The sequence below is a fragment of the Nostoc sp. NMS7 genome (assembly GCF_017115085.1).
Lineage (GTDB): Bacteria > Cyanobacteriota > Cyanobacteriia > Cyanobacteriales > Nostocaceae > Nostoc.
In genome coordinates this window covers 135,523-156,014 of the sequence record NZ_JABXKJ010000231.1, presented here as the reverse complement: position 1 = coordinate 156,014, position 20,492 = coordinate 135,523, and the positions used below count along the sequence as shown (strand labels likewise).

Annotated in this window: 20 protein-coding genes and 2 pseudogenes; 11 read left to right on the top strand and 11 right to left on the bottom strand. The window is 41.5% G+C overall.

Going from position 1 to position 20,492, the window contains the following annotated elements; genetic code table 11:
* Positions 1 to 54: 54 nt before the first annotated feature.
* Complete coding sequence (locus HWQ38_RS29755) at positions 55 to 477, top strand: TerB family tellurite resistance protein (RefSeq protein WP_292801054.1); 423 nt, start codon at positions 55 to 57, stop codon at positions 475 to 477.
* A 114-nt stretch (positions 478 to 591) separates the two neighbouring features.
* Here HWQ38_RS29755 and HWQ38_RS29750 read toward each other — a convergent pair whose 3' ends face one another.
* Entirely contained in the window at positions 592 to 822 is a 231-nt protein-coding gene (locus HWQ38_RS29750) for a hypothetical protein (RefSeq protein ID WP_292801052.1), read from the bottom strand.
* 50 nt (positions 823 to 872) lie between these two features.
* On the opposite strand from HWQ38_RS29750, the gene HWQ38_RS29745 reads away from it, so the two are divergent.
* Positions 873 to 1,016 (top strand): hypothetical protein, encoded by a 144-nt coding sequence (locus tag HWQ38_RS29745; protein ID WP_292801050.1) that lies wholly within the window; start codon positions 873 to 875, stop codon positions 1,014 to 1,016.
* Between the two features lie 89 nt (positions 1,017 to 1,105).
* Here HWQ38_RS29745 and HWQ38_RS29740 read toward each other — a convergent pair whose 3' ends face one another.
* Positions 1,106 to 3,355 (bottom strand): transglycosylase domain-containing protein, encoded by a 2,250-nt coding sequence (locus HWQ38_RS29740; RefSeq protein WP_292801048.1) that lies wholly within the window; start codon positions 3,353 to 3,355, stop codon positions 1,106 to 1,108.
* Positions 3,356 to 3,752: 397 nt separating this feature from the next.
* Here HWQ38_RS29740 and folK point away from each other — a divergent pair, with 397 nt between their 5' ends.
* From folK to HWQ38_RS29725, 3 genes are all read left to right on the top strand, one after another.
* A complete protein-coding gene (folK, locus tag HWQ38_RS29735; RefSeq protein WP_292801142.1) occupies positions 3,753 to 4,268 on the top strand; it encodes a 2-amino-4-hydroxy-6-hydroxymethyldihydropteridine diphosphokinase in 516 nt (171 codons plus the stop codon).
* Positions 4,269 to 4,336: 68 nt separating this feature from the next.
* Positions 4,337 to 4,885 carry an NUDIX hydrolase gene (locus HWQ38_RS29730; RefSeq protein WP_292801046.1) on the top strand — a complete coding sequence of 183 codons (549 nt, stop codon included), beginning with the start codon at positions 4,337 to 4,339 and terminating at the stop codon, positions 4,883 to 4,885.
* A gap of 239 nt (positions 4,886 to 5,124) precedes the next feature.
* Complete coding sequence (locus HWQ38_RS29725) at positions 5,125 to 5,397, top strand: hypothetical protein (RefSeq protein WP_292801044.1); 273 nt, start codon at positions 5,125 to 5,127, stop codon at positions 5,395 to 5,397.
* 109 nt (positions 5,398 to 5,506) lie between these two features.
* On the opposite strand, the gene HWQ38_RS29720 is transcribed toward HWQ38_RS29725, so the two are convergent.
* The 5 genes from HWQ38_RS29720 to HWQ38_RS29700 form a co-directional block, all read right to left on the bottom strand.
* Positions 5,507 to 6,001, bottom strand: a complete 495-nt coding sequence (locus tag HWQ38_RS29720; protein ID WP_292801042.1) for a DUF6174 domain-containing protein — start codon at positions 5,999 to 6,001, stop codon at positions 5,507 to 5,509.
* Positions 6,002 to 6,293: 292 nt separating this feature from the next.
* On the bottom strand, positions 6,294 to 7,085 hold the full coding sequence (locus tag HWQ38_RS29715; protein ID WP_292801140.1) for a phosphatase PAP2 family protein: 792 nt from the start codon (positions 7,083 to 7,085) through the stop codon (positions 6,294 to 6,296).
* Between the two features lie 36 nt (positions 7,086 to 7,121).
* Positions 7,122 to 8,462, bottom strand: a complete 1,341-nt coding sequence (locus HWQ38_RS29710; RefSeq protein ID WP_292801040.1) for a hypothetical protein — start codon at positions 8,460 to 8,462, stop codon at positions 7,122 to 7,124.
* Positions 8,463 to 8,677: 215 nt separating this feature from the next.
* Positions 8,678 to 9,412, bottom strand: a complete 735-nt coding sequence (locus HWQ38_RS29705) for a glutathione peroxidase (RefSeq protein ID WP_292801038.1) — start codon at positions 9,410 to 9,412, stop codon at positions 8,678 to 8,680.
* Between the two features lie 219 nt (positions 9,413 to 9,631).
* Positions 9,632 to 9,793, bottom strand: coding sequence for a hypothetical protein (locus HWQ38_RS29700; protein WP_292801036.1), 162 nt, complete (start codon positions 9,791 to 9,793; stop codon positions 9,632 to 9,634).
* 256 nt (positions 9,794 to 10,049) lie between these two features.
* Between HWQ38_RS29700 and HWQ38_RS29695 the strand changes: the two genes are divergently transcribed.
* Together HWQ38_RS29695 and HWQ38_RS29690 are read left to right on the top strand one after the other, a co-directional pair.
* Positions 10,050 to 11,663 (top strand): NAD(P)H-quinone oxidoreductase subunit 4, encoded by a 1,614-nt coding sequence (locus tag HWQ38_RS29695; protein WP_292801034.1) that lies wholly within the window; start codon positions 10,050 to 10,052, stop codon positions 11,661 to 11,663.
* 129 nt (positions 11,664 to 11,792) lie between these two features.
* Positions 11,793 to 12,290: pseudogene (locus HWQ38_RS29690) on the top strand (Uma2 family endonuclease); the annotation flags it as partial.
* A gap of 67 nt (positions 12,291 to 12,357) precedes the next feature.
* Here HWQ38_RS29690 and HWQ38_RS29685 read toward each other — a convergent pair.
* A pseudogene (locus HWQ38_RS29685) lies at positions 12,358 to 12,519 on the bottom strand (antibiotic biosynthesis monooxygenase); the annotation flags it as partial.
* A 2-nt stretch (positions 12,520 to 12,521) separates the two neighbouring features.
* On the opposite strand from HWQ38_RS29685, the gene HWQ38_RS29680 reads away from it, so the two are divergent.
* Positions 12,522 to 13,154, top strand: a complete 633-nt coding sequence (locus tag HWQ38_RS29680; RefSeq protein WP_292801032.1) for a retropepsin-like domain-containing protein — start codon at positions 12,522 to 12,524, stop codon at positions 13,152 to 13,154.
* A 252-nt stretch (positions 13,155 to 13,406) separates the two neighbouring features.
* A complete protein-coding gene (locus HWQ38_RS29675) occupies positions 13,407 to 14,852 on the top strand; it encodes a hypothetical protein (protein WP_292801030.1) in 1,446 nt (481 codons plus the stop codon).
* Positions 14,853 to 14,978: 126 nt separating this feature from the next.
* On the opposite strand, the gene HWQ38_RS29670 is transcribed toward HWQ38_RS29675, so the two are convergent.
* The 3 genes from HWQ38_RS29670 to HWQ38_RS29660 all read right to left on the bottom strand — a co-directional run bounded on the left by HWQ38_RS29670 (position 14,979) and on the right by HWQ38_RS29660 (position 17,421).
* Positions 14,979 to 15,329 carry a DUF1257 domain-containing protein gene (locus HWQ38_RS29670; protein WP_012407317.1) on the bottom strand — a complete coding sequence of 117 codons (351 nt, stop codon included), beginning with the start codon at positions 15,327 to 15,329 and terminating at the stop codon, positions 14,979 to 14,981.
* 141 nt (positions 15,330 to 15,470) lie between these two features.
* A complete protein-coding gene (locus tag HWQ38_RS29665; RefSeq protein WP_292801028.1) occupies positions 15,471 to 16,982 on the bottom strand; it encodes an AAA family ATPase in 1,512 nt (503 codons plus the stop codon).
* 85 nt (positions 16,983 to 17,067) lie between these two features.
* Complete coding sequence (locus HWQ38_RS29660; protein ID WP_292801026.1) at positions 17,068 to 17,421, bottom strand: hypothetical protein; 354 nt, start codon at positions 17,419 to 17,421, stop codon at positions 17,068 to 17,070.
* A 616-nt stretch (positions 17,422 to 18,037) separates the two neighbouring features.
* On the opposite strand from HWQ38_RS29660, the gene HWQ38_RS29655 reads away from it, so the two are divergent.
* Entirely contained in the window at positions 18,038 to 18,568 is a 531-nt protein-coding gene (locus tag HWQ38_RS29655; protein WP_292801024.1) for a hypothetical protein, read from the top strand.
* Between the two features lie 175 nt (positions 18,569 to 18,743).
* Positions 18,744 to 19,898, top strand: a complete 1,155-nt coding sequence (locus HWQ38_RS29650) for an NAD-dependent epimerase/dehydratase family protein (protein ID WP_292801022.1) — start codon at positions 18,744 to 18,746, stop codon at positions 19,896 to 19,898.
* The last annotated feature ends 594 nt before the right edge of the window (positions 19,899 to 20,492 follow it).

The window sequence follows — 20,492 nt, the reverse complement described above, 5'->3', positions numbered from 1 at the left end:
CTGTTTGGGATTGTACGATTTTGTGGACGACTGAATCTACCAGAGGAGTCAGCAATGGTTTCCCCTTCCAATGTAAAAAACTTAGTTAAAATCCTGATTGGAGCAGCCTGGATTGATGGTAAAATCCAGCCAGAAGAACGGCAATATCTGCGCGAAATAGCTCAAGCAAAGGGTTTGGCTAACGATCCAGAAATTAAGCCTTGGCTGTACGAATTAGTTCCTGTAGAGCCAAAAGAGTGCTATGACTGGGTGCGGGAGTATTTAGGCGATCGCCCCAGCCTTGAAGATTGTGAAAATCTGATTGAAGCCATCAGTGGCTTAATTTATAGCGATGGTGAAGTTGCCGTCGAAGAAGCTAGACTCCTGACGAAATTGCAGGATATAGCGAAGCCGAATCACTCAGATCAATCAGATCACAATCAGCTTCTTAAACAAATTCAAAAGCTTTACCGCCGTTGGGTTGAAGTGCAAAACTAACACTGAGTTATGAGTTGACAAGACGCGAAGAATCGCGTCTTTAGATGATTTTTAAGTTTGGTTATTTAACTCAGCACGGGCTAAACCCTAGCTATCCGCTAACATCACTAATCACTACTTTGACTTCGGTTCACCTAGACCCGGAGTTTCTTCTTTATCAACTTTCGGCACAAAATCAGGACGCTCTTTGCTTTCCCAACCTGCGGGGCGTTTCGAGTTGTACCAAGCTATTGAACCAATGGTTACAGCAGCAATAAAACCAACGACATATACCAAGGTGAAAGCGAAGGGAAAATGAGGAGCAGCATCTATGGCTGGTGCTGCTACTTGCATCAATAAATCCATGAGTATATTCTCCAAGATTATGCAACAGTATTTAATACACTATATATAAGATGAGCGTATCACCTAACATCCCCCCGGAGTTTAGTTTAAACAAGTTGATATTGCATGGGAAGAAACAGGGGGATGAGGGAGATGAGGGAGATGAGGGAGATGAGGGAGTTATTGAACAAATTTTTCCCATGCCCAATGCTTAAATCCCCGTCTGAAAATGTCTTTAATTTTCAATGCTACGGGAACGCTTAGAGCGAGTTTGCGAGTCTCATTTTGAATTTTGAAATTGTTATTACTGAGGAGGTCTAAGTCTATCTCGCCAGGATGGTTGTGGTGATGAAGAACCGGAACTATTTGCCGGAGGTAACTCTCGCGGAGTTCTTCGAGGCGGGGGAGAATCAGATTCGACTCTTCTAGTTCGCCGCCTTGGAGTAGATGATTCTGAGGAAGATTTATTGGAACTTGATTCTTCGCTGCGATCGCGCCTTCTCCGTCTTGGGGTATAATCGCTAGATTGCTGTTCATCTTCAGAATAGCTTCTCCTGCTTCTACGTCTTTTGGATGAGCCGCTATCCTCAGAATTAGAATTTCTCGAACTTTCCCCTTCTGAGTCATCATCAGAGGTAATAGAACGATTCAGTACTTGTTTAGGCTTGATGGCCTGGGCTTTGATGGTGCCTTTACGACCTTCTAAGTTTGGTCGTTTGGGAAACTTTTCTACAGGCATCCCCTCTGCCGCTTTTTCCATAAATTCGTGCCAAGTGTAAGCTGCACTGCCACTACTGCCGTCTGTGGGGTGGTTATCATCGTTACCTAGCCAGACCCCTGTCACCATCTGGGGAATGTACCCAATAAACCATAAATCGCGGGCTTCGTCAGAGGTGCCGGTTTTGCCAGCAACAGGTCTATTACCTAATTGTGCAGCACCACCAGTCCCCTCTTCGACGACGTTGCGTAGCATCCAAGTCATGATGGCGGCACTGTCAGCGTCAAGGGCGCGTTGAGACTTGAAATTAGCTGACCAGATAACTTTGCCTTGACGGTTGATGATCCGGCTAATACCATGAGGCTCTGTATGCAATCCTTGAGTTGCAAAACTGCCATAGGCGCTGGTCAACTCTAGGAGATTGACTTCATTTGAGCCGAGTGCTAAAGAGTAGGTGGGCTTAAGTTCAGATTTTATCCCCATATCATGGGCAAGTTTTATCGTTGGCGTAAATCCCACATCAATCAACACCTTTACCGCAATAATATTAACAGAGCGGGTGAGGGCATCGCGGATGGTCATTGAACCGTGGAAGTTTTCACTATAATTTTTTGGTTCATAGCCGTCTACGACAAAGGGTGCATCCTCGTAACTATCGTAGGGGCTTTTACCGCTAGCGATCGCAGTCGCATAGACAAACCCTTTAAATGTCGATCCTGGCTGCCGTTGTGCCTGAGTAACGTGATTAAACTGGTTATTACCAAAGTCTTTCCCCCCAACCATTGCTTTAATTTCACCGTTCCGGGGGTCAATGGCCACCATTGCTGCTTGCTTAAAGTTTTCCCAGCGTCCTTGATTTCGCAGTGTTTTCGCTACTGCCTCGTCTGCGACCTTCTGCCAAGTTGGGTTTAGTGTGGTTTCCACTACTAAACCTCCGCTTTTTAGCACATCCGGGGAAACGTACTTCGGCAATTCTTTTTCGATGTAGCTGGTAAAGTAGGGTGATTCTGCTTGCATTCGCTTAGGTAAACTGCTTTTGAGGGTTAATGGTTCCTGAAGCGCTGCCTGCCTTTGTTCTGCTGTAATCACTCCATCTTCTTGCATCCGTTGCAATACTAAGTCGCGCCGCCGTTTTGCCGCTACTGGATTCTTGTCTGGGGCGTACAAACTGGGGGCGGGAGCTAATCCAGCAATCGTTGCCATTTCCCCTAAAGAAAGCTGATCGGGTGATTTACTGAAGTATACCCAGGCTGCATCTGCCACACCATAAGCTCCAGATCCCAAATAAACCAGATTTAGGTAACGCTCTAAAATCTGATCTTTGGTTAATACTTGTTCCATTTTTTGTGCAAGGCGGACTTCCTTGAGTTTGCGCCAGATTGTCTGTTCTTGTTTCAAAAACAGAATCCGCGTTAGCTGTTGAGTAATGGTGCTACCACCTTCGACCACACCTTGCGATCGCAAATTATTCAAACCCGCTCTGACAATCCCTTGCGGATCAACTCCGTTGTGTTGTTTAAATCTTCTATCTTCTGAGGCGATGAAAGCTTTTTTTAAATTATCTGGTATTTGTTCCAGCTTTAACTCTTCTCTGGTCGCTTCACCTTGTTGTTTTAATATGGTGCCATCAGCAGCTTTGATCGTCAGTGTTTGCTCTCTCAACACGGCATTCAACTCCGCCTGATCTGGCAAAGTCCGATCTATTAAACTGACGCCGTAGATCAAGGCAACTATCCCACCACCTACACCCAAACCTGCCCAAAACCATAAGCGACGATAGAGTGGTTTACCGCCAGTTGACTGATTGACCTTAATCCTAGATCGGAAAATTTTCATTTTGCTCGGTAACTGCCTCGCCTACGCCAGATGTGTTGGTGGTTAGCTGCTCTCATTCGTTCCTCCTTGTCCAGAGTCACACAAATTAGTTGGTCTTCGCTTGAACTAGGAGGTAAGCTTCCCCACGTCAGTTCCTCGCTCAAAGTAGTAAAAACTATCTAACGCACCATCAATCATTGGGGTTAGCGCACTACGATTCTGTTAGTATAATATCCTATAAATAATTAACTAAATTAACCATAAAATAATGTTTTTTAGATTTCGTGAATTTAATTTTGTCAAAATCCTGTAATTATGATAAATATTAGCAAGATAAAAACTATTGACATTTTCTGCAATAGGTACAGCAAAGTATCCGCAAATACAGCCCGAAAACAGCTTATTTAAGGAGAGTGCAATGCCTGCTGCTGGCTACTCCAAAGCAAAGCCCAGACGAAGCGCCCTTGCCCTTGGTAGTAATATGGGCGATTCACAGACAATTTTAGAAGCAGCTATCGAGACTATAGCCCAAACCCCAGGTATTCTCTTAGAAGCCAGATCAAATTGGTACCAAACTAAAGCCGTCGGTCCACCACAGCCAGATTACCTAAATGGCTGCGTCACATTGCAGGTAGAAATCACAGCCCAGCAGTTATTAGAAATTTTGTTAGGAATTGAGCAACAATTTGGGCGTGTGCGTCAGGAACGCTGGGGGCCACGAACCCTGGATTTAGATTTATTATTATATGATGACTTAATTATGGATACACCAAACCTCCAGATTCCCCACCCACGAATGTGCGATCGGGCTTTTGTGTTAATACCACTTGCAGAAATTGCTCCAGATTGGATGGAACCAGTTTCTGGGTGTGTTATTAAAGAACTGCTCAAACAGGTAGACTGTTCTGATGTACATTTATGGATGGGCAATTAAAAATACCATCCTTAAATCTAAAAGAAGGCTGATTTCACCTCAGTATTCACAGATAATCAGATTTTACTATGCCATTAGGTAGAGAATTACCACAACTGCTGAAACAACGCTTTTTTTATAAAGGACGCAAGTTTGATTTTGAAGTAAATCGCTTGCGTTTGCCGAATAAATCGGAAGGAGAATGGGAATGTATTCGTCATCCTGGTGGTGCTTTAGCTGTGCCAGTGACAGCAGAGGGTAAACTTGTACTCGTGCGCCAGTATCGTTTTGCAATTCAGGGACGGATATTAGAATTTCCGGCGGGAACTGTAGAACCAAATGAAGAACCTTTAGAGACAATACAGCGTGAAATCGCCGAAGAAACTGGCTATAGTGCCCAAAAATGGGACAAACTAGGCGAATTTTTTCTAGCTCCCGGCTATTCTGATGAGATTATCTATGCTTTTCTAGCACGAGATTTGTCAAAGCTGGAGACACCACCACCACAAGATAAAGACGAGGATATCGAAACTGTATTTTTAACTCCCGAAGAATTAGAGAAAGCTATTCTGGAAGGAGAGCCGATAGATGCTAAATCAATTTCTAGCTTTTTTCTGGCGCGTCCGTTTTTAGTTTAATATCAATATATTATTATAGAGTTAGCGATGCCTACGGTGCAGGTTTTGAATCTGCTGATGAAATAGATCGTTAACAGCGATTTGAGTCAATACGTTGAACATCTCCGTCATCGACTCATCCCTGGTAGTTTTAGCCTTTGAGAATCTTATATAAAGCGATAAATCGCTCACTACTAACAAAAGCTTTAGTATTGGAGTTCAAAAACAGGAAATTTCGGCTGAGGCATCTGAAGAGAAAAATGACAGATTTAACTCCAAATAGCACATTTTTAATAGCAGGAATTGTTTTTATAACGATTGCTGTCATTGGGCAATCTAAATTAGGTTTTATTGAAATTAATCCCGGTTGCTTTGGGAGATTTTTGGCTCTATTTATTGGTATTTCGAGCCTATTATATGCTTTGGGATTACTCAATTTTTCAGCCGAAACCCTTGACTTATTAAGAACTTCTCTGACAGAACAAATTAAACAGAGTATAAGTTCAATTAATGACCTTTTCCAAGGCTCGTAATTTATTTTTGAGTGTATTTCAATGCCTGGGAAAATATTACTAATAAATGAATCGGCTGTATTCTATGCAATTGAGAACCGCTATACATGAATACTCTCGTTAGCTATATTTAGTTGATTTTTTGCAGATTCTTAATTGTGAAGAAGATTTCATCATCAGCTATTCGACGATCATAATCAATGTTAATTTGAGTTGGATAGCCGATTATCGGATCATATTGTACAGTCAGATTTGCTGCTCTTTGAATCAGCGCATCTCTAATGATATTAAAGAGTTTAGGAATAGTATTGTATTTTTGGAATAATTGTGCATCTACTGGTTTACCAGTCTCTTTAGAAGTTATGGAAGTTGTGACACCATTCCGTACTTCAATAATCACTAGTTCTGTGGCTTTGGGGAAACAATAGCAACTTCTAGTGAATTCATAGCGATAGTTAGGGATTCTTTGCCGTCTCCATAATCGGTAATTAATCTTAAATTGTTCAAAGGTGAAATTAGTAGATGCTGGTGTTTGCGCTACCTGTATACGAGGTTGAGACATTACAGGTGCATTCAAACCCAAAGATGCCACTAAAATGGCACTAATTGCGATTGGCAAGCGCATATAAATCTATCCTTAACTCCAATTGCTCACTTTAACGCACTTCAATCTGATTGCGAAAACAGTGAAATTATTTGTGACACTCACTTTTTATAGTAGTACAGATTTTCCATTTGTTTCGCTACCACCCCGATTCATGGTTAGAGTCATGAATCTGATCTTGTGTCCAAAATCTGTATATGTAAATCTATCTTATTATGGACACGGCAACAAGCTTTCAGATCATTTATGATTAAAATCTTTTCGTCGTGTCTGTGCGTCAGCCTAAATAATAAGTTTTTAAGCGGATATAATATCACTCCTCAGTTATCAACTTTCTTTCTTCAGGGAGTAAAGTAGTTTCATCTTCAGGGCGTTCGTCAAAGACGTTGGCGAAGCGATCGCTATCTACAGATTTGGCTTGAGTTCCATAGGGCTTGATAATTAGACTGACGCCAATTGTCCAACCTAATGCAACCATCCAACCCGCGAGAATATCACTGGGAAAATGAACCCCCAGATAGAGACGACACCACGCAATAGCTATTACATATAAGCTGCCGAACATGAGAACCAACCAGCGCCAAGAGCTAGCCCAAGTTAAGAATAGCAAAATTGCTACCAAAGTTATACTCGTCATGGCATGAGCGCTGGGAAATGCAAAACTAGACTCAGGTGCAATGGACTGCCATAATTGTGGACGGACTCGATGCATTAATTCCTTTGCTGTGCGGTTGATGATAATGCTTCCGACTGAGGCGGTGAGTAAATAAGCTAGCGATCGCCAGCGTTTTTGAAGTAATAATATGAGTGCGATCGCACCTAAAATCGGTATCGCCGTCCAAGGCAATCCAATTGTAGCTAGCGTCACCGCTAAAACATCCAGCTGTGGGTTTAGTGTAGAATGAACTGCTAACAGAATAGGCACATCCCACGGTAAGCCAGCTTGATTCTGCCATATCTTCACTGTCAGGATTTCAAAGACCTGCAAAGGTAAATATACACCTATTAAGAGGAGTAAGAGCGATCGCCAACGCGCAATCAACAGGTTTTTGAGAAAAGAAACAGGTGATTGACTCTCTTTATAGGCTGTTTTCACTTTTTCCATATCTAACTTAAAAAGACTGATAAACGAATTCACTGATTACAATTTACTGGAATCTTGAGAAGTTCCACAATGTTTACAATACGACAAATGTTTATAAGTAAGATTATGACAGTTTTGGCATTCAATATATTGATTATAACCACAGTGCGGACAGTAAGTATCAATATCTCGAATTTTCTTGGCACAATTGACGCAGTGTGATTTTTGAACTCTGCTAGCTGCCTGGACTTTAGCATTAAAGACAAATTTTTGAAAAAACTGGATAATTCCAAAACCAATAATCGGAATCAGTAAGATATAAATATAACTGATCAGGAAAAGTAAACCACCAAAAATGGCGCTAATGATATCAAATAAAAATTTATAGGACTTACGCAAAAGTACACGCGGTAGGGGCAATTCATGAATTGCCCCTACCTGAAAATAAGGGTTTCGGCTATTGTTTGCGTAAGTCCTGAATTTAAATATTACACCTATTTGAAGAAATTCAAATATTTTAACGATTAGTGGGATAAAAAAGATAACTAGCAAATGCCAGCTAATTAGCGAGATGAGTCCATATCCTCTTCCTTGGGCAAATTTGTGAACTGATAAGGCAATGAGAATCAGTGGTATAAGAAAGAAGGACTGAAAAGCAAGCTGGATACTTGGATACCAAAATGATGCCTTTTTATAGCCTTTATCAACTTCCCGGAATTGATTGTCATCTTTAATAAAGGCTATAAAACTAATGCTTTCAGGTTTGGTAAGCAATTCATTTTTCAGAGTAGAATTTTCCTGTTTAAGGGTAGAAATTTGGCGATTATTTTGTTCTAATGCCTGTTTAGCTTTTTCAGCACTGACTTGATTAATTGATTGTTGACGATCCTGACCGGCAATTTTTTCTAAAAGCGTTGAGTCATATTGGGCTTTAATAGTGCGATCGTCTTGTTCAAGCCTACTGATTTTCGCTTGTTTCTGATCAATATTTTTGATGATTTGCTGCTTTTCAGAATTGTTAATCTTATCTTTATAATCGGCATATTGCAAGCACGTTTTAGAAACCTTACCCAGATGTCCTGCTTCGGCTTGTTGATAGTTTCGCTGAAAACTGAGTTGATTGTTCGTGTCAGATGGCAATGAAAGTCTAACAATTTCATAGTCTTTATCTTTAGTGGTTTTTGTCCGGTAATCTTGCCACTCTGAATAACATGGATAAGCCTTGTTCGGGCTGATATACCATCTGCTAATATCATCCAGTCCCGTAAAAACATTAATCAAGATAAAAATATCAATTAAAATAATCACAATCAAACTCACTTTATTCAGTGGTTCATTGTTGATTGTCCTTGATTTACTAAAAAATTGACTCAAAATTCGGCGGATTCTAGCAAACATATTTTCTTTTAAATAAATGGAAATTTAATCCGAATCAATTTTAGATGATCAGTACTTAGTAACTGGGCAAAAATACATTTCCTCATCTAAAGATTTGTTAACTGCTGACTTTTGAAAAAAAGATCCCCGACTTCTCAAAGAAGTCGGGGATCTGTGGCTAGGCTACGGTAAAAAATACCATGACTTTGGTAACAGTTGTGCGCTCCAACTAAAACCTACTTAGCTGCAAAGTAAGCTTCTAATGCCTCAGAACCACCAATTAATTTACCATCGATAAACACTTGGGGAACTGTTGCCGCACCTGTAACTGCTTTTAACGATCGCGTGGTGATATCCTTACCCAAGGTAATTTCTTCGTAGTTGATGCCATGTTCCTTGAGCATCGCCTTCGCACGCGCACAGAAGGGACAACCAACTTTCGCAAACAGAGAAACTACTTCCGGCTTCACTGCTTGGGGGTTGATGTATCTAAGCATTGTTTCGGCATCGGACACCTTAAAGGGATCTCCTGGCTCGTCTGGCTCAATAAACATCTGGTTAATTACACCATCTTTCACCAGCATAGAATAACGCCACGATCGCTTCCCAAACCCTAAGTCTGATTTATCTACCAGCATACCCATGCCTTCAGTAAATTCACCATTACCATCAGGAATTAGTGTGATATTTTCTGCTTCTTGATCCTTCGCCCATTCGTTCATCACAAAGGCATCATTCACAGAAATACAGATAATCTCATCAACACCATTTTCCTTGAAAACCTTAGCCAATTCGTTGTAGCCAGGGAGATGAGTTGATGAACAAGTTGGAGTATAAGCACCCGGTAAAGAGAAGACAACCACTGTCTTATCAGCAAACAATTCATCGGTTGTCACGTCCACCCAGTCGTTGTTATTGCGAGTATGGAAAGTGACATTCGGTACTCTTTGCCCTTTGCGATCGGTGAACATAATTTTGCTTGCCTTTAGTAATCAATTCCAGTCATAACCTATCATGGCAGAACTGGTTAAAACCCTACTTCGTCCCGCTACGCGCTTTCGTCCTTGGCGGTCACTGACTTGTGCTGAAGTGTACGCAAAACTAGTATTAAATATTCTTCCTGATTAAAACTCTATCCCTTTATGGGTAGAATATTCAGCAATTCTGACTCCTGAATTCTGACTCCTGGTTTATGACAAGCCCTTCATTACTGAGTTTAAGACAATCTCCGTTCCCGATGTCGGATCGCATGGGGAAGTTTGGACAATTGTCAAACGATTTGAGATTTGAGATTTGCGATCGCGCAGCATCTCGTAAAGAAGGCAGCTGGTTAAAAAAATTGACTTTGACAAAGAGTTAAGCCTTAACCCAAGCGTATTGGGCTTTAGCTGCTGTTTTTTCTTGACCTTGCAAAAGTTTACATTTATAACCCGTCAAAATCTGATAAGTATTTATTCTTATTTGTCCTGATAAATTCACATTCAATGAGTATATATTCCTGTTGGAAGCAAAAATTTAATCTTTTAAACTTCAATAAAGGTTACAAAAGTACAAATAGCTTCATATAATGTAACTAAAAGTGAGAGAGCAAATTGATTGTCAGAAGTGATGAATGCTATTGAATTTCCTTGGCTAACAGCCATAATCCTCTTACCCTTGGTGGCTGCCTTAGCCATCCCCCTAATCCCAGACAAGGAAGGTAGAACCATTCGGTGGTATGGTTTGGGAGTTGCGATCGCTGACTTTGCACTGATGATTTATGCCTTTTGGTATAAGTACGACTTCCAGAGTTCAAGACTCCAACTTGTAGAAAACTATCCTTGGGTACCACAGTTAGGTTTGCATTGGGCGGTGGGGGTTGATGGATTATCGATGCCCTTACTGCTTCTGACAGGTTTAATAAATACCCTCGCAATATTCGCGGCTTGGAAAGTTACCACCAAGCCGCGATTATTTTATGGTTTGATGTTAGCAATGTACAGCGCCCAGCTTGGCGTATTTGTCGCCCAGGATTTGCTGTTGTTCTTCCTGATGTGGGAAATCGAGTTAGTGCCGGTTTACCTGCTGATTTCCATCTGGGGAGGACAAAATCGCCGTTATGCGGCTACCAAATTCATTCTTTACACCGCCGCCGCATCAATATTTATCTTGATTGCCGGTTTTGCAATGGCATTCTCTGGAGATACCATCACCTTCGACATGGCAGCTCTGGGAATGAAAGAATACCCCAAAACCTTGGAATTGTTGGTTTATGCAGGTTTCTTGATAGCCTTCGGGGTGAAGTTACCGATTTTCCCTTTACACACTTGGCTACCTGATGCTCACGGTGAAGCATCAGCACCCGGTTCGATGATTTTGGCTGGTGTGTTGTTAAAAATGGGTGGTTATGCCGTCATCCGCTTCAATGTGGAAATGTTGCCCAATGCCCATGTGACTTTTGCGCCAGTGTTAGCGGTTTTGGGTGTAGTGAATATTGTCTACGGTGCTTGCTGTGCCTTTGCCCAAACCAATCTCAAACGCCGCTTGGCTTACTCTTCAATTGCCCACATGGGATTTGTGCTGATTGGGATTGCCTCCTACACAGAACTGGGTATTAGTGGTGCAGTGCTACAGATGGTTTCCCACGGCTTGATTGCTGCTAGCTTGTTCTTCCTGTCTGGCGTGACTTACGATCGCACCCACACCTTGATGATGGATAAAATGGGCGGTATGGCCAAAGTAATGCCCAAAACCTTTGCTCTGTTTACCATTGGTTCAATGGCTTCTCTCGCCTTACCCGGAATGAGTGGTTTTGTGGGTGAGTTGATGGTATTTCTCGGTATCGCCACCAGTGATGTTTACAGTTCCAGCTTCAAAGTTGTAGTCGTACTGCTGTCAGCCGTTGGCGTGATTTTGACACCAATTTATTTACTGTCGATGCTGCGTCAAGTGTTCTACGGTGAACAAAGTCAAGAGTTGCACTTGGATGCTGTAATATCTGATGTCAAACCCCGCGAAATATTTATTACCGCTTGTTTGCTGCTGCCAATCATCGGAATCGGGTTTTATCCCAAATTGGCAACGCAGACTTATGATGTAAAGGCAGTGGAATTAGCCGCCCATGCTCGTCAAGTTCTACCAGTTGTTGCTCATCAACAACCATCAAGTCTATACTCGCGTATCTTCTCTGCACCAACATTGGCTAATTCTCAATTTGAAAGTTCGATTAATATTTCTGAGTAAATTAACTTCCCATTCAGGGGGCTGTAACTAAATTCTAAATATTAGGGGAATAAAGGGGTGGTTACGAAACCACCCCTAAAATTTTGCCAAGATATATCCTGAAGACAGGTGAAGTCCCCAAAAATGAATATGAATACCAACTTACCTGTAGCCACAGAAATTATACCAATGGTCTTGCAATTGCAACCTGCGATGTCTACGACGGGCTACGCCTACGCACTAACCGAAGACCAGTTTTATGAATTTTGTCAGCTAAATCGCGACTTTCGCATCGAACGCAATGCTGTGGGAGAATTAGTGATTATGTCTCCAACAGATGCAGAAACTAGCCAACGTAACTTTGAAATTATTGGTCAGTTGGGTATTTGGACAAAGCAAGATGGTACAGGTGTAGGGTTTGGTTCCAGTGGTGGGTTTACTTTGCCGAATGGTGCGGTGCGATCTCCAGATGCGGCGTGGATAAAATGCGATCGCTGGGAAGCGATACCAGCAGAACTGCGAAAAAAGTTTGCACCGATTTGTCCTGAGTTTGTAATTGAATTGCGTTCTGAGAGCGATAACTTACGAATTTTGCAAGATAAGATGCAAGAGTATATTGATAATGGCACGCAACTTGGTTGGTTAATATAGCTGAGGATTGAAAGCAACCCAATCACTCTTAATTAATAGAGTTGAGTTAGAGTAATTTCAATCGCTAAACTTTTCGTAATTTAGGATATATCCAAAAGCTCAACAAACGGCTAACTCTAGGCATGACAATATAAGTCAACAGCAAAACCATTATAATGGTAATGATCAACGAAATAATCAAGGGTGGTAAACCACGAAGCAGAAGGACTAAGAACGTACTCAAAATATATGAACACAACATCCTCTAAAAGCGAAAGAGATGAAATGTTAAAGTGGTTGAATCGTAACCGCCAAATGTTATTAGATTTATATAAAAATCAATATATCGCTTACAACGCAAATGGAATAATTGCTCACAGCGAAAACTTACGCGAAGTTTTAGCATTAGGTAATGCTGCAAAACAGCCTTTTTTAATTTACCTAGTTCCCCGTCGCACTGCTTCTATAGAAATTTTACCAATTCGCTTCCGCACTGTCGCTCGACATGATTGGCAACCCAATTATAGTGTTATTTTAAAACACAAAGATATAGAATCTCACACAATAATGTTAGTAGATTCGGGTGCTGAATTAAGTTTAATTTCATTCAAAGTTGGTCAGGATTTAGGCTATGCTTTGGCTGATTCAGAATCAACTTTGTTGGCAGAAACTATAGGTGGCAGAGTTGAGTACGTTTTACGCAATGTCGAAATGACAATTGATGAACACAATTTTATTACTCCTGTAGCATGGTTACAAACCAACACAGGCGGAGAACAATTGCTTTTAGGGCGAGAAGTTGTATTTGATAAATTTAATATTGAATTTAGGCAAGCTGAGGAGCAAATTATTTTTACATGGCGTGAAGATTTGAAGTCATAAAAAAGTGGGCTAATCGCTAATTATACTATTGACTCAATAAAGTATATATTGGACTTTAAATTAAAATAACTAAATGATTATACCATAATCAAAAAATTCTAATTCTATCCATGCGCTGAGTCAGTCACTCAAAAAAACAGTAGACCTTAAGCTGTAGAAATAATTTGTAAGTTTATAGTGAGCTACTAACCTTGTTTCGTTAGTGGCTCAATTATTTTGCTAGATCAAATCAACACATAAAAGGTTTGGTATATGGATAAACTGGAAAATAGACATCAGACAAATCAATTTATTGCTGCAATAATATTAGAAGATAATTTGCACCATGCAGAACAACTAGCTGGGGAAGTCAGCAAACAAGATCAAGCCTTTTTTGCGGCTATTCAAGAAGTTGATAAAGTCCGTTATTTTTTAGCTACTCCTGAAAATATCTTGGGAAATACAAGCACAAAACACGGTGAAATAGCTGAACAAGTAGAAGTTGGTATTCGTAATGCTAAATCGCTCTTGAACTCTTCGACTCCTCGCGCCACATTTGACGGAGTTAGAAGAACAGCACCGGAAGATTATTTAATTAACGGGGTTCAGGTACAGTCTAAATTTATCAATGGTACTGGAAATACTCTGGATCATGTTCTCGACCACATGAAGAAATATGATAATTTTGGCAGAGATGGATCTTTTTATCATATCCCTAAAGACCAGTATGACACCATTCAAAAAATTTTGAATGGTGAAAATGTAGAAGGAATAACAACTCGTACTGCTCAAACAATAAAAGAAAAAGCTCATGAGATAGAACAGCTTTCTGTCCATCATTTTAATCAAACTATCCAACCTGCATCATCTAACTATTCAGATGTACAAATAGGTAAAGTCGATGATACGCTAGCTCGCCATGACAAAGAATTAAAGAGAGATAACGCAGAAATTAAAGACAGAATACGTACCGAATCTCAACCTAACATAACTGATTTTGGTCGGGTTGCCGTTAAAGGTACAGTTATAGGAGGTAGCATTAGATTTGCTACTAAAATTTATGGGAAATATAAGGAAGGAAAAAATGTTTTTAAAGGTGAGTTAACACTTGAAGATTGGAAAGAAATTGGTATAGATACAGCTACAGGTGCAACACTTAGTAGTATATCGGCGACGGCGATTTATGGTTTAACTAATTTTGCCCAAATGTCCGCTCCTTTAGCTGGTGCATTTGTCAGTGCTGGTATGGAAGTTGCCAGTTTAGTCAGAAGTTGGAATCGCGGAGAAATTTCTTCAGAAAAATTTGTAGAATTGAGTTTATTTGCTTGTGCAGATTCCGCAATGGTGGCAACTGGAGCAGCTATAGGACAAGCATTGATACCTATTCCTGTTGTTGGTGCGGTTATTGGTACAATTGCAGGTCGTATAGTTTCTGATTTCTGCAAAAATTTATTAGGAGAAAATGCAATCCTGTGCAAGCAAGTAGAACAATATTATCAAAACTTACTTGCTCAAATTGATCAGGATTACAAAACTACTATTGCTAATATTATCGCTACTTATGACAAATTGGGCGACCTAGCTAGAGCAGCTTTTGACCCTAAATTAAACCTAGAATTGAGATTGGAAGCTAGCATTAAACTAGCTGAGTCATATGGCGTTCCTGATTCAAATATTATTCACAATGTAGATGAGCTAGACTTATTTATATTTAGCTGAGTACGAGTAAAGAATAAAACATAAAAATCGGGACTGAGAAATAAAATCTCAGTCCCGATAAAAAAGCGGGTTAACCGCTATTTATATGGTTAACCCGTGCAGCTTTGGGAACGCGCAGAGAAATTGTTATTGCAATACCAACTTCACATTGGCGTTTTGCAGACCGCGTTGTTTTACTTCAGCCAAAGTTTTGTTAACTGCATACTTTTGGTTGATGGAGTTGATCAACTCGGTTTGGTTGTGCTTCTTAGCAACTCCCCACAAGTCAGCAATTAGGTCAAAGGAACCATCGCTGTTGCGAGACCAGCCGAGGTCATATTCGCCATCCAACATAGCAACGATGTCAGAACGGACACGCTGACCGTTATAACCACGGACATCAGCTTCAGTCTTTACGCTGATACCTAAGTCGCGCAAGGAAGCCTTGAGGATTTCGGCATCGGTGATCTTGGTACGCAGGGTGCTAAAGTGAGACATTTGGGTTTCCTCCAATGAGAAGATTGAGAAAAACGACAACGGTTTGTTTTCGGCGAAGCCGCGCTTATCAGGATGCGGCTTTTCTTATAACTGCTAGCATTGGGAGCTAGCCTTTCCCCCTGGGATGGCAGAGGAAAGCTTTTAAAACTCCATTCGCTGATATTCAGCTACGGAGGATGCTGCGGGGCGTGCGCGCTGTCTGGCCCAATCTCTCAGAGCCGTTACTTGTTCTTGCATCGTTCGAGACAGCGGCAATGTTGCCTTCAGTGCAGCAATAATATCTAGTTGGGTGAACTCCCGATCTTGGGCAAAAGCTTCATACATTGCCGCAACGATCGCTTGCTCAACTTCTGCCCCAGAAAAGCCGTCAGACATCTTAGCTAATTGCTCAAGATCAAATCGAGAGATGTCTTCACGGCGCTTGGTCAGATGAATATTGAAAATCTGCTGCCGTTCTTCCGGTGTTGGCAGATCGACAAAGAAAATCTCATCAAAGCGTCCTTTCCTCAAGAACTCCCCAGGTAAGCGTTCTACTCGGTTGGCAGTTGCCATCACGAACACTGGAGATTTCTTATCTTGCATCCATGTCAGGAAAGAACCGAAGATTCTACTGGAAGTCCCCCCATCAGAATCAGACGAACCTCCACTACCAGCAAAGGATTTATCCAATTCATCGATAAACAAAATCGCTGGGGAAATAGATTCTGCTGTTTTCAGGGCGTTTCGCAGATTTGCCTCACTTCGTCCCACCATTGAGCCGTCGTAGACTCGCCCCATATCTAACCGCAACAGTGGTAAACCCCACAGCCGGGAAGTAGTTTTGGCAATTAATGACTTACCGCAACCGGGAACTCCGAGAATTAACATCCCCTTTGGTTGAGGCAAACCATACTCTCTCGCTCTTTCTGTAAAGGCATTGGAGCGTTGCTTAAGCCATCTTTTTAACTCTTCTAAGCCACCTACAGCATCAATGGTTTCATCTTCTTCAATGTATTCTAAGATCCCATTGCGCCGAATTAGTTGCTTTTTCTCAGATAAAATGATATCTACTTCATCTTCCGTCAAACGCCCGGTAGTTACCTGTGCCTTCCGATAGACTTTCTCAGCTTCATCTTTAGTTAGACCCAAAGCGGCTCTGAGAAGCTTTTCTCTGGCTTCTGTTGTCACCCGCCGACCACGATTTTGCTCTATATGGAGAGTTAATACCTTATTTAACTCAGCCATATCTGGCAATGTAAAATCGAGAACGACAACTTCTTTTTCCAGTTCTATAGGTACTTGCTGCATCGGCGACATCAAAATGATATTCTTTTGCGTACCTTTAAAGCTGGCGATCGCATCACGCAACGATCTATTAGTTGCAGGCGCATCTATAAATGGATGTAAATCTTTAAGAATAAATATACTTGGTTCTTTCTGCCGAATTATCCACTCAATCGCCGCCTCTGGAGACACGGTATTATGTTGGGTGACATTCCGGGGTTGACCATACTCCACAATCCCGTGTGTTACTGTCCAAACAAATACTCGACGTAGGGGCTTTAACAACTGGGCGATCGTGGAAATTGCTTGCTCGGCCCGCTCTTCCTCGGAGGTAACAAGGTAGATTAAAGGGTATTGAGCTTGAATTAGGATATTGAGCTCTTCTTTCATACTTCGACCTACTTGAGACCTTATAGAGACAGTAGAGACATTGCTTCTGGTAAAAACAACCGAATCATCAATAATTCCGATCTATTTAGCAAGGAACTAACTCTTCCTCACCCTTGGGATTGGTTTCATCTTCATCCATCTCATCAATCGAAAGATGTTTTTGACCAATTACTCCTGGTTGATTGCCCAAAGCAATCAGTTCCCCATCACGTAAGACTAGTGAGCTATCACAAGTTGGACATGAATAAACTCTATGAGTCCGCCCATAAGAAGAATCTTCTACCTCCTCAACCAATTCTGAATTAGACAGGTAAAAAACAAGCGCCCGTTCGGCTAGTTCTGACATTGGTTCGGAATCGACTGCTGAACGAATCTTCAGTTTTCTGTGCAACTCTGGCGATAAATACAAAGTGACCTTTTGCTTAGTTTGCGTTTGCATATAACTCTTTAACGGTCTTACCCGGGTATGTATATCAAGTTATCCGTTCTTTTGTTGGTTGTCAAGACGGTAAAACGTTTTAACGCCAATTTTGTTACATTTGTTTACATTTGGAGCGGAAACGCTGTTTAATTGAGCGATAAATCGCTGACTACGAACCTCTGAAAATTAATCAGGACTTACGGATTCTAAGCCTGAAACCTTGATGGGAATTAGCGATCGCTAATTAACGATAAAGCAATGATTGCCTGACTTGGCTTATTTTTTCATTATTTGGAGCGTAAGCGGATTAAAGTTAAATACCTTTCCGGTTGTAAACAGCTGATATCCACAGGAGATGCCAGCGAATGACACTAGCATTGAAAAAAAAGTTAGCTCGTCGGCTGTCTGAGATGGACTGTAAATGAGTTGTGTGATAAAGCACTTATTCTCAGCTTCTTCTACCGGGAACTCAAAAGAGAATGGTAAATATGCTGAAAAGAATATTGAATTTTTAATGAGCGCTCTTTTGGTGCAGTTTCCCGATTCGGGAATAAATCGTAAATTGGGGAAGGTATTGATCTAAGTTTCTGGTATTTCTATAAAGTCAGTGACTTTGGCAAAATGTGTAATGTAAATGGCTACTGCTAAGAAAATTTGTAGTTTGGGGCGAAGAATTTATCGGTTTGCCGCCAGCGTTAGCGGAGCCATTGCCCTGTTTATAATTCTGTGGGGTTGTACTGCAAATGATTTTAACGCCGGGGCGATCGCCTGGAAAACTTATAGCAATTCCCGTTATGGCTTTGAATTTCTATATCCGAGTAACTGGACTTCTTTAGCAGCCCCAGCAAATGATGATGGAATCGCGTTTATTTCACTACAGGATAACTCAGTGCAAATTCAGGGGTGGGCAAGTCAGCAGCTACCAAATTCGATTGTTACAGACCAAGAGTCTATGAAAAAGATCAAACCTAACTTTCAGACTACCCAAGGAGTATCTGGGGTGCTGGTTGTAGAAGTTGATCAACGAGTAGGTTCGATGACACTAACGCTAACTCAGAGTCAAGTAAAATATTACTGGCAAGGACGAAGCAAGAGCCAAGAATTTCCAGATTACTATCGTTTGTTTTATTACATTGCCCAGCAGTATCGGATTTCTAAATCTTGAAATATGGGGCATTGGGCATGGGACATTGGGCATTGGTTATTCTCCTTATCTCCGCCATCTCCCTTATCTCTCCCATCTCCCCACTCCCCCAAAATTCATATCTCCTCCAGAATGATGAGTGAGATGGGACAGAAACCTGATAGATTTAGCTATCAGCGAGTAAAAACTGGTTAAGATGAAAGTCCTGGTTATTGGTGGCGATGGGTATTGCGGTTGGGCAACTGCTCTTTACCTTTCCAATCGAGGTTATGAAGTTGGAATTTTAGATAGTTTGGTGCGGCGGCACTGGGATAATGAACTAGGTGTCGAAACTCTCACGCCGATCGCACTAATTCAGCAACGTCTCCAGCGCTGGCAAGATTTGACTAGCAAATCTATCGACTTGTTCATCGGCGATATTACTAACTACGAATTTCTTCATAAAACGTTACATCAATTTCAGCCAAATGCCCTAGTGCATTTTGGTGAACAGCGTTCGGCTCCATTTTCGATGATTGACCGTGAACATGCAGTTCTTACCCAGGTCAATAATGTAGTTGGTACGTTGAACTTGTTGTACGCCATGCGGGAAGATTTCCCAGACTGTCATTTGGTGAAGTTGGGGACAATGGGTGAATACGGTACACCGAATATCGACATAGAAGAAGGGTATATCACCATTGAACACAATGGACGCAAGGATACCTTACCTTATCCCAAGCAGCCTGGTTCAATGTACCATTTAAGCAAAGTCCATGATAGTCATAACATCCACTTTGCTTGCCGGATTTGGGGATTGCGGGCAACTGATTTAAATCAGGGTGTAGTTTATGGCGTCTTAACCGAAGAAACGGGGATGGACGAATTATTGATTAATCGGCTGGATTACGATGGTGTGTTTGGTACGGCACTGAACCGCTTTTGTATTCAAGCAGCGATCGCACACCCCCTAACAGTCTATGGTAAAGGTGGGCAAACTCGTGGATTTTTGGATATTCGGGATACAGTCCGATGTGTGGAATTAGCGATCGCTAACCCTGCCGAGGCTGGTGAATTCCGCGTATTTAACCAATTTACCGAACAATTCAGCGTCGGCGAATTGGCATTGATGGTGAAAAAAGCTGGTAACGCTATGGGATTGAATGTAGAAATCAATCACCTAGATAATCCCAGAGTCGAGAAAGAAGAACATTACTTCAACGCTAAAAACACTAAATTGCTCGATTTAGGGTTACAGCCACACTTGCTCTCTGATTCTTTACTCGATTCTCTGTTAAACTTTGCCATCAAGTATCAGAAACGAGTTGATCACAAACAAATTATGCCGAAAGTCTCTTGGCACAGAAATTAGGGTAAACCCCAGTAAATCGTGGGTCTAAAAATGGTCGTCCTATTTTAGCACAATATGACGACCAATTAGTTATTATTTATCGAAACAGAATAAAGGCGTCAGTCGTCAGAATTCAGAATCAATTTTGACCGAAAAAGCGGACTTCGGTGTGAGCGCTACTTCTCTACGAGAGGCTGCACTTCGGCAAGGCTCAGTGACCACGCCAACGACAACGCTCAGTACAAGTCAGTCGAACCCTGAATAGACTCTTTTTAGACCCCTACCAAATCCTAGATTTGGTGGTCACCGAGCAACGCCGAAGTGTGGTCTTCAATCAGTGATGGGTCGGAATTCCCGACTGATAGCGTTCGCGCTTGCGTCTGGTAGAGAAGCGGTAGTTTAAACCCACGGAGGTGGGTTTTGCCTGTGTAGCCGCGACTTCCAGTCGCCTGGTGCAAGATATAAGCGACGGGAAGGGGTAAAATTCAAAGTCTCTCTCCTAAAAGGAGAGAGATGAAGAAGAGAGGTTTTCCAGATACCGTGAAAAGTCAGAATTGATTACAGCACGCGAGACAGTTTACTGTGTGTTTAATAGCAAAATGCACTCTGAAGCTG

Bases quoted from the DNA above. Each gene is read 5' to 3' on its own strand.
- HWQ38_RS29755 (WP_292801054.1), top strand. From the start codon at position 55: ATGGTTTCCCCTTCCAATGTAAAAAACTTAGTTAAAATCCTGATTGGA.
- HWQ38_RS29750 (WP_292801052.1), bottom strand. From the start codon at position 822: ATGGATTTATTGATGCAAGTAGCAGCACCAGCCATAGATGCTGCTCCT.
- HWQ38_RS29745 (WP_292801050.1), top strand. From the start codon at position 873: ATGAGCGTATCACCTAACATCCCCCCGGAGTTTAGTTTAAACAAGTTG.
- HWQ38_RS29740 (WP_292801048.1), bottom strand. From the start codon at position 3,355: ATGAAAATTTTCCGATCTAGGATTAAGGTCAATCAGTCAACTGGCGGT.
- folK (WP_292801142.1), top strand. From the start codon at position 3,753: ATGCCTGCTGCTGGCTACTCCAAAGCAAAGCCCAGACGAAGCGCCCTT.
- HWQ38_RS29730 (WP_292801046.1), top strand. From the start codon at position 4,337: ATGCCATTAGGTAGAGAATTACCACAACTGCTGAAACAACGCTTTTTT.
- HWQ38_RS29725 (WP_292801044.1), top strand. From the start codon at position 5,125: ATGACAGATTTAACTCCAAATAGCACATTTTTAATAGCAGGAATTGTT.
- HWQ38_RS29720 (WP_292801042.1), bottom strand. From the start codon at position 6,001: ATGCGCTTGCCAATCGCAATTAGTGCCATTTTAGTGGCATCTTTGGGT.
- HWQ38_RS29715 (WP_292801140.1), bottom strand. From the start codon at position 7,085: ATGGAAAAAGTGAAAACAGCCTATAAAGAGAGTCAATCACCTGTTTCT.
- HWQ38_RS29710 (WP_292801040.1), bottom strand. From the start codon at position 8,462: ATGTTTGCTAGAATCCGCCGAATTTTGAGTCAATTTTTTAGTAAATCA.
- HWQ38_RS29705 (WP_292801038.1), bottom strand. From the start codon at position 9,412: ATGTTCACCGATCGCAAAGGGCAAAGAGTACCGAATGTCACTTTCCAT.
- HWQ38_RS29695 (WP_292801034.1), top strand. From the start codon at position 10,050: ATGAATGCTATTGAATTTCCTTGGCTAACAGCCATAATCCTCTTACCC.
- HWQ38_RS29680 (WP_292801032.1), top strand. From the start codon at position 12,522: ATGAACACAACATCCTCTAAAAGCGAAAGAGATGAAATGTTAAAGTGG.
- HWQ38_RS29675 (WP_292801030.1), top strand. From the start codon at position 13,407: ATGGATAAACTGGAAAATAGACATCAGACAAATCAATTTATTGCTGCA.
- HWQ38_RS29670 (WP_012407317.1), bottom strand. From the start codon at position 15,329: ATGTCTCACTTTAGCACCCTGCGTACCAAGATCACCGATGCCGAAATC.
- HWQ38_RS29665 (WP_292801028.1), bottom strand. From the start codon at position 16,982: ATGAAAGAAGAGCTCAATATCCTAATTCAAGCTCAATACCCTTTAATC.
- HWQ38_RS29660 (WP_292801026.1), bottom strand. From the start codon at position 17,421: ATGCAAACGCAAACTAAGCAAAAGGTCACTTTGTATTTATCGCCAGAG.
- HWQ38_RS29655 (WP_292801024.1), top strand. From the start codon at position 18,038: ATGGCTACTGCTAAGAAAATTTGTAGTTTGGGGCGAAGAATTTATCGG.
- HWQ38_RS29650 (WP_292801022.1), top strand. From the start codon at position 18,744: ATGAAAGTCCTGGTTATTGGTGGCGATGGGTATTGCGGTTGGGCAACT.